General features: G+C 73.8%; 3 protein-coding genes. All 3 read right to left on the reverse strand.

All coding sequences use genetic code 11. The features are described 5' to 3' along the window. Positions 1-43 precede the first annotated feature (43 nt). The gene (locus tag ACWGDE_RS34075) at positions 44-1,825 is read right to left on the reverse strand and encodes an ABC transporter ATP-binding protein (RefSeq protein WP_453392925.1); all 1,782 of its coding nucleotides are present in this window, start codon (positions 1,823-1,825) and stop codon (positions 44-46) included. Further along, the gene (locus ACWGDE_RS34080) at positions 1,822-3,711 is read right to left on the reverse strand and encodes an ABC transporter ATP-binding protein (RefSeq protein WP_453392926.1); all 1,890 of its coding nucleotides are present in this window, start codon (positions 3,709-3,711) and stop codon (positions 1,822-1,824) included. The genes ACWGDE_RS34075 and ACWGDE_RS34080 overlap by 4 nt, the downstream gene beginning before the upstream one ends. A gap of 104 nt (positions 3,712-3,815) precedes the next feature. After that, a complete protein-coding gene (locus tag ACWGDE_RS34085; RefSeq protein ID WP_453392927.1) occupies positions 3,816-6,752 on the reverse strand; it encodes an FAD-binding and (Fe-S)-binding domain-containing protein in 2,937 nt (978 codons plus the stop codon). Positions 6,753-6,887 lie beyond the last annotated feature (135 nt).

A 6,887-nucleotide genomic window follows, 5' to 3' on the forward strand; every position in this document is an offset into this window, starting at 1 on the left:
GGCACGGGGCCCCGTACATGTGCGTCCGCCGGAGCGGGACGCGTCAGCCGTGCCAGGAGCGCCACAGGGCGGCGTAGGCGCCGTTGGCTTCGACCAGGGCGTCGTGCGAGCCGAGTTCGCTGATCCGGCCGTCCTCGACCACCGCGATCACGTCCGCGTCGTGCGCCGTGTGCAGCCGGTGGGCGATCGCGATCACGGTGCGGCCGTCCAGTACCCGGGCCAGCGAGCGCTCCAAGTGCCGGGCCGCGCGCGGGTCCAGCAGTGAGGTGGCCTCGTCCAGCACCAGCGTGTGCGGGTCGGCGAGGACCAGCCGGGCCAGTGCGATCTGCTGCGCCTGGGCCGGGGTCAGTGCCGCGGCGCCCGAACCCACCTCGGTGTCCAGGCCCGCGTCCAGCGCCCGCGCCCAGTCGTCCGCGTCGACCGCGCCGAGCGCCGCCCACAGTTCGGCGTCATCGGCCGCCGTGCGCGCCAGGCGCAGGTTGTCCCGCAGGGATCCCACGAACACGTGGTGCTCCTGGTTGACCAGGGCCACGTGTTCGCGCACCCGCTCCGCCGGCATCCGCGACAGCCGGGCCCCGCCGAGGGTGATCTCGCCGGTCCGGGGCGCGTAGATGCCCGCCAGCAGCCGGCCCAGCGTGGACTTGCCCGCGCCCGAGGGCCCGACCAGGGCCATCCGGGTACCCGGCGGCACCGACATGGACACCTGGTGCAGGACGTCGACGCCCTCCCGGTACCCGAAGTGCACCCGGTCCGCCCGGACGTCCCTGCCGTCCGGCGAGACGGCAGCGTCCCCCGCGTCCGGCTCGATCTCCCGTACGCCCACGAGCCGGGCCAGCGAGACCTGCGCGATCTGCAGTTCGTCGTACCAGCGCAGGATCAGCCCGATCGGGTCGACCATCATCTGCGCGAGCAGCGCGCCCGTGGTCAGCTGCCCCACCGACATCCAGCCCTGGATCACGCAGTACCCGCCGATCATCAGCACGGAGCCGAGGATCGTCACGTACGTGACGTTGACGACCGGGAAGAGGACCGTCCGCAGGAACAGCGTGTACCGCTCCCACGCCGTCCACTCCTTGATCCGCCGCTCCGACAGCTCGATCCGGCGGCCGCCGAGGCGGTGCGCCTCGATGGTCCGGCCCGCGTCCACCGTTTCGGTGAGCGCGGCCGCGACCGCCGCGTACCCGGCGGCCTCCGAACGGTAGGCCCGGGGCGCCCGCTTGAAGTACCAGCGGCAGCCGATCACGAGCACCGGGAGCGCCACCAGCGCCGCCAGCGCCAGCGGCGGCGCGGTCACGGCGAGCGCCCCGTAGAGCAGCCCCGCCCAGACCACGCCGATGGCCAGCTGCGGCACGGCCTCGCGCATCGCGTTGGCCAGCCGGTCGATGTCGGTGGTGATCCGCGACAGCAGGTCGCCCGTTCCCGCGCGCTCCAGCACGCCCGGCGGCAGGCCCACCGACCGCACGAGGAAGTCCTCGCGCAGATCGGCCAGCATCTCCTCGCCGAGCATCGCCCCGCGCAGCCGGACCAGCCGGACGAAGAAGGTCTGGACGCCGAGCGCGAGCGCGAACAGCAGTCCCACGCGCCCCAGATGCAGTTCGCGCGCCCCCTCCGCGAGCTGGTCCACCACCTGCCCCAGCAGGTAGGGGCCCACCATGGAGGCGATCACCGCGACCGTGTTGACCGCGATCAGCACCACGAAGGCCCGCCGGTGGCGGCGGAACAGGCCGCGCACGTAGCCCCGTACGGTCGCCGACGTGCCCACGGGCAGGGTCGCGGCCGTTTCGGGGGCCGCCGGATCGTATTGCGGCGGCGCCACGCCGATCATGCGGATTCCTCGATCTCTGTCAGTACGGATTCCAGGCGCGAGAGCCGCTGTTCGTCCTCGGTCTCGCGGGTGACGACCGCGCGGTAGCGCGGATCGCCGTGCAGCAGCTCGCGGTGGGTGCCGCTCGCCACGACCGCGCCCTCGTGGACCAGGACGACCCGGTCGGCGCGGTCCAGCAGCAGCGGTGAGGACGCCAGTACCACGGTGGTGCGTCCGGCGCGCAGCTCCGCGATGCCCTCCGCGATCCGCGCCTCGGTGTGCGAGTCGACCGCCGAGGTCGGCTCGTCCAGCACCAGTACCTCCGGGTCGGTGACCAGCGAACGGGCCAGGGCGAGCCGCTGGCGCTGCCCGCCGGACAGCGACCGGCCGCGCTCGGTGATCCGCGCGTCCATCGGATCGTCCACCCCGTCCGGGGCGGACTGCAGCAGGGCGTCCAGCACGTCCGCGCACCGGGCCGCCGCGAGGGCCTCCCGCGGAGCGACCGAGCCGGAGGCGGGCACCTCGAACAGTTCGCGCAGGGTCCCGGACAGCAGTACCGGGTCCTTGTCCTGTACGAGGACCAGCGTGCGCGCCGTGTCGAGCGCGAGCTCGTCCAGCGCGACTCCGCCGAGCAGGACGGAGGGCCCGGCCGCGGCGTCCATGGGATGCCCGCCCAGGCGTTCCGCGAGCCGGCCCGCCAGGTCGGGGTCCCCGCAGACCACGGCGGTGAACCGGCCCGCCGGGACGAGCAGTCCCGTCTGCGGGTCGTACAGGTCGCCGCCGGGGGCGGGGGCCTGCGCCACGGCCGCCGGCACGGCACCGGAGCCCGCGTCCGCGCCGGAGCCCGCGTCCGCGCCGGAACCGCCGGCCGCGTCCGAGGCCGCGTCCGGGCCCGCGTCCGGGCCCGCGTCCGTCCGCGTCAGCGACAGCACCCGGGCGGCCCGCTTCGCTGAGGGCCGCGAGAAGGAGTACGCCATCGCGATCTCCTCGAAGTGCCGCAGCGGGTAGAGCATCGTGGCCACCGCACTGAAGGCGGCGACGAGTTCGCCGACCGCGAGCCGGCCGTCCAGCACCAGCGAGGACCCGTACCAGACCACCGTGATCAGCAGCACGCCCGGCAGGAGCACCTGGATCGCGGAGATCAGCGCCCACATCCGGGCACTGCGCACGGCCGCCTTGCGGACCTCCTGCGAGGCCTCGCGGTAGCGGCTGAGGAAGAGCTCCTCGCCGCCGATGCCGCGCAGCACCCGCAGACCCGCGACGGTGTCGGAGGCCAGTTCGGTGGCCCGCCCCGCCTTCTCCCGCTGGACGTCGGCGCGCTGGGTGGCGCGCGGCAGCAGCGGCAGGACGGCGAGGGCGAGCACCGGCATGCCGACGGCCACGACCACGCCGATCGTGGGCGCGTAGAAGAGCAGGACCACGCAGCCGACGACCAGGGTCAGCGCGGCGGCGAGGAAGCGCGAGACGGCCTCGACGAACCAGCCGATCTTCTCCACGTCGCCCGTGGACACCGCCACCACCTCGCCCGCCGCGACCCGCCGGGTCAGGGCCGAGCCCAGCTCGGCGGTCTTGCGGGCGAGCAGCTGCTGGACCCGCGCGGCGGCGGTGATCCAGTTGGTGACGGCGGTGCGGTGCAGCATCGCGTCGCCGAGCGAGATCGCGACGCCCAGGAGCGCGATCAGGCCGCCGACCCACAGCAGTCGGGCGCCGTCGCGGTCCACGACCGCGTCGACGCCCAGGCCCACGGTGTACGGCAGTCCGGCCACGCCGCAGAAGTGCAGGAGCCCCCAGCTCAGGCTTTTGGCCTGTCCGCCGAGTTGGCCCCGTCCCAGCCACCAGAGGAATCGGGGGCCGGAGCGAGCGTCGGGTACCCCTGGGTCCGGATACGGAAGATCGCTGATCTGCATGACGCCCCATGACTGGTCGAGTGGTTCAAACCGTGCAAGGTTCGCGTTACGGACCGGTCGAGGGCAATCGATTTTCCGTTGGCCAAAGCTTTCCGCGCGAAGCCCTAAGGGCGGGTGGCGCGCTCCAGTTCCAGCAGGGCCGAGTAGTAGCTCCGGCCGGTGGCCCGGTCCATGCCCACCTCGCACATCCGATTGGCCGACAGGTGCGCGTCGAACGCGCGCGCCGTCACCTCGGCCGCCTCGCGCGCCGTCGCCGACTGCGTCAGCTCGGGGTGGAGCATGCCGCGGTCGCCGGCGAAGGCGCAGCACCCCGCGTCGTACGGGACCACCACCTCGTCGGCACAGGCCTCGGCCACGGCGCGCAGCTGCGCCTCGTCGTCCAAGTGCCGCATCGAGCAGGTGGGATGGAGGACGGCGGAGCCGACCGTGCGCCGGATCTCCAGGTGCGGCAGCAGCTCCTCGGCCGCCCAGACGACGGAGTCGACGATCCGCAGCTCGGCGTGGAGGGCTCGGTTGTCCACGGTCAGGTAGGGGACCACCTCGTGCGCGATGCCGAGGGTGCACGAGGAGGCGTCGACCACGAGGGGGAGCCGCCCGCCGGCCGTCCAGCCCCACGCGGCCGCCACGATCCGGTTGGCCATCACGCGGTTGCCCGCGTCGTGTCCCTTGGAGTGCCAGATCGTCGCGCAACAGGTGCCGGTCACGTCCCGGGGGATCCACACCGGCTTCCCGGCCCGCTCGGACACCGCCACGACGGCCTCCGGCAGGGAGGGGCCCGGCATTCCGTCGGGCCCGCCGAAGATCCGGTTGACGCAGGCCGGGTAGTACACGGCGGAGGCGCCCACCCGCCGGGTCGCGGGCAGTTCCCGGGCCGCGGCGCCGGGGATCTGCGGCAGCCACTCCGGGACCAGGTCCGGTCGTACGATCCTGCGCGCGGCCCCCGTAACGGCCCGCAGGACCCGGTCCCCGACGGTGTCGCTGATCTTGTCGGCGGCGGCCACGGCCAGCCGGGCGGCGGCCTCGACGGCACGGAACCGCTCGGCGGCCAGCGCGGCGGCGCGTTCCTCCCGCGGGCTGTGCCGGCGGTGGCGGAAGTCCTTCATCAGGGCGCCGGTGTCGATGCCGACGGGACAGGCGAGCTTGCAGGTGGAGTCGCCCGCGCAGGTGTCCACGGCGTCGTAGCCGTAGGCGTCGAGGAGCCCGTCGAGCACGGGGGAGCCGGGCTGCTGGCGCATCATCTCGCGGCGCAGCACGATCCGCTGGCGCGGAGTGGTCGTCAGGTCCTCGCTGGGACAGGTCGGTTCGCAGAACCCGCACTCGATGCAGGGGTCGGCGACCGCCTCCACCTGCGGGATGGTCTTCAGGCCGCGCAGGTGCGCCTTCGGATCGCGGTCGAGGAGGATCCGCGGGGCGAGCACCAGGTCGGGGTCGATGACGTGCTTGGTGCGCCACATCAGTTCGGTGGCCCGGGGTCCCCATTCCAGTTCGAGGAAGGGGGCCATGTTGCGGCCGGTGGAGTGCTCGGCCTTCAGGGAGCCGTCGAACCGCTCCACGGTGAGCCGGCAGAAGGCGTCCATGAAGGCGGCGTACCGCGCGACGTCGCCGGGCGCGGCGGCGTCGAAGGCGAGCAGGAAGTGCAGGTTGCCGTGGGCGGCGTGGCCCGCGACGGCGGCGTCGAACCCGTGTTCCGCCTGGAGTTCGAGGAGGGCCTCGCAGGCCTCGGCCAGCCGGGACGGGGGCACCGCGAAATCCTCGGTGATCAGGGTGGTTCCGGAGGCGCGGGCGCCGCCGACGGCCGTGACGAAGGCCTTGCGGGCCTTCCAGTAGCCGGAGATGGTCTTGGGGTCGCGGGTGAAGGTGTTGGTCACCGAGGCCACCGGCGCCACCAGGTCCAGCCCGGCGACGACCTCGGCGGCGCGCCGCTCGTACTCCGCGCGGCCGGCCTCGTCGGGGGCCCGGAACTCGACCAGGAGCGCGGTCGTGTCCTTGGGCAGTCCGGCCCAGTCGGCGGGTACGCCGGCCACGCTCACCGAGGCGCGCAGGGTGTTGCCGTCCATCAGCTCCACGGCCAGCGCCCCCGCCTCGTTGAAGAGCGGTACGGCGGCGGCCGCGGCGGGCAGCGAGGGGAAGAAGAGCAGCCCGCTCGTGAGTTCGCGGTCCAGCGGCAGGGTGTCGAAGACGACCTCGGAGATGAAGCCGAGCGTGCCCTCGGAGCCGACCATCAGCCCGCGCAGGATCTCGACGGGCGTGTTGCCGTCGAGATAGGCGTCGAGGCGGTAGCCGGTGGTGTTCTTGATCTCGTACTTGGCCCGGATGCGGGCGACGAGCGCCGGATCGGCCTCGATCTCCTTCTTGATCTCCAGGAGCCCGTGGCACAGGGCGGGCTCGGCCCGCGCCAGCTCCTCGTCCGCCAGCGGGTCGGCGGTGTCGACCACGGTGCCGCTCGGCAGCACGAACGTGAGCGAGGACAGGGTGCGGTACGAGTTCCTCGTGGTCCCCGCCGTCATGCCGGAGGCGTTGTTGGCGACGACTCCGCCCAGGGTGCAGGCGATGGCGCTGGCCGGGTCGGGGCCGAGCACGCGGCCGTGGCGGGCCAGCGCGGCGTTGGCGCGCAGCACGGTGGTGCCGGGCTGGATGCGGGCGCGCCGGCCCTCCTCCAGCACCTCGACGCCGGCCCAGTGGCGGCGGACGTCGACCAGGATGTCCTCGCCCTGGGCCTGGCCGTTGAGCGAGGTGCCGGCGGCGCGGAAGACCACGTCGCGCTGCTTGCCGTGGGCGTAGGACAGGACGGCGGAGACGTCGTCGATGTCCTCGGCGATCACCACGACCTGGGGCAGGAACCGGTACGGGGAGGCGTCCGAGGCGTAGCGGACCAGGTCCGAGATCTTGGAGAGCACCTTGTCCGCGCCGAGCAGCTCGGTCAGCTCCCGGCGCAGCGGCTCGGGGGTCCCGCCCGCCTGCCGGTCGGGCACCCGGTCGGGGGAGGGGCCGCCGACGGTGCGGGGGCGAAGGGCTCCGGGCTCGGGTTCCAGCAGCGGCATGGGCTTCCCCTCGGACGTGCTCGACGTGCTCGACGCTCTGACTCGCCCGGACCCGGGCGCGCTCACCCGTTCGGCGCAGTCCCGGCCGTCTCGCGTCAGGCCCGCCGCCGGGTCAGCAGCCGCGCTCCGCCGTGG

The sequence above is a fragment of the Streptomyces sp. NPDC054956 genome, from assembly GCF_053609185.1.

What these genes read in the sequence shown, in the direction of transcription:
- ACWGDE_RS34080 (WP_453392926.1), bottom strand. Translation starts at nt 3,711, where the DNA reads ATGCAGATCAGCGATCTTCCGTATCCGGACCCAGGGGTACCCGACGCT.
- ACWGDE_RS34085 (WP_453392927.1), bottom strand. Translation starts at nt 6,752, where the DNA reads ATGCCGCTGCTGGAACCCGAGCCCGGAGCCCTTCGCCCCCGCACCGTC.
- ACWGDE_RS34075 (WP_453392925.1), bottom strand. Translation starts at nt 1,825, where the DNA reads ATGATCGGCGTGGCGCCGCCGCAATACGATCCGGCGGCCCCCGAAACG.